Origin of the sequence: Mesorhizobium sp. M7A.F.Ca.CA.001.04.2.1 (assembly GCF_003998485.1) — a bacterium.
Classification (GTDB): Bacteria; Pseudomonadota; Alphaproteobacteria; order Rhizobiales; family Rhizobiaceae; genus Mesorhizobium; species Mesorhizobium ciceri.
Window position 1 is genome coordinate 1 of record NZ_RZQT01000282.1, and the last position, 1,209, is coordinate 1,209.

A 1,209-nucleotide genomic window follows, 5' to 3' on the forward strand; every position below is an offset into this window, starting at 1 on the left:
GTCGGGAACGCTGCCGAGCGGCACGGAGACGGCGCTCTACCGCTTCGATGCGCAGACCGGCGAGAAGTTCTTCTTCGACCAGCAGAGCAACAGCGGCGGCGCCGCCTACTGGCGCCTCATCGATCCGTTCGACCGAACGGTCTGGTCGAACTGGTTCCAGAATGGAGACGTCGACGTCCAGGCGCTGGCCTTCAGCGGCAGCTACACGCTGGCGATCGAGGGCGATGTGTCCAACGCGAGCCCGGTGGACTTCAGCTTTGCGGTCCAGAAGGTCGAGGACACGACAGCCGCACTGACGGTCGGCGCGACGGTTGACGGAGCGATCGCGCACACCGGCCAGCAGAACCGCTATACGTTCGATCTGGCGAGTGCGAAGCGGCTCTATTTCGACAGCCTGACCAACGATCCGAACCTCTCGTGGCGGCTGATCGGCCCCCGCGGCGAGGTGAACAGCACGCCCTTCAGCTTCTCGAATTCGGACGGACCGTCGGGCACTCCGCTTCTGGACCTGGTGGCGGGATCCTACACGTTGATCGTCGATGGCTATCTCGACACGACCGACCCTTACAGCTTCCGGCTGCTTGATCTGTCGGCCGCCACGCCGATCACGCTCGGCGACCCGGTGTCGGGGACTTTGCCCTCCGGAAACGAGACGGCGCTTTACCGCTTCGAAGCCACGGCCGGAGATCAGGTTCTCCTCAGTCGACAGGCGCTTAGTGCCGGCAGCCCGTACTGGCGTTTGATCGATCCGTATGGTGGTCAGGTTTACGCAAACTACTTCAATGACAGCCCGACCCTGACGCTGCCTCTGACGGGTACCTACACGCTGCTCTTCGAAGGGCAGATTGGGGAGAACGGGACACTTCAATATACCTTCAATGTTACGTCCGAGGGCCATGTCGACCTGCCGGCTCCGACCGGAACGCCTCTTGTGCTGGGTGCCACCACGACGGGTGCGATCGACACGGTGGGCGAAGAGGACAACTACGTCTTCGACGTCACTCAACCGACGCAACTCCTCTTCGATGCCCTGACCAACAGTTCGGACCTGACCTGGAGCCTGATCGGGCCACAGGGCGAGGTAGCCACTCGCTTCTTCACCGGCTCGGACGGCGGAAATATTGGAGGCGATCCTACCCTGACGCTGAAGGTTCCGGGCACCTATCAACTACGTGTCCAGGGCAGCGGCTCCTCTGTCGGTTCCTACAG

General features: G+C 62.5%; 1 protein-coding gene. It reads left to right on the plus strand.

What is annotated here, in order from left to right:
* A partial coding sequence (locus EN955_RS35035; protein ID WP_164769974.1) for a hypothetical protein occupies window positions 1-1,209 on the plus strand: 1,209 nt, incomplete at both ends.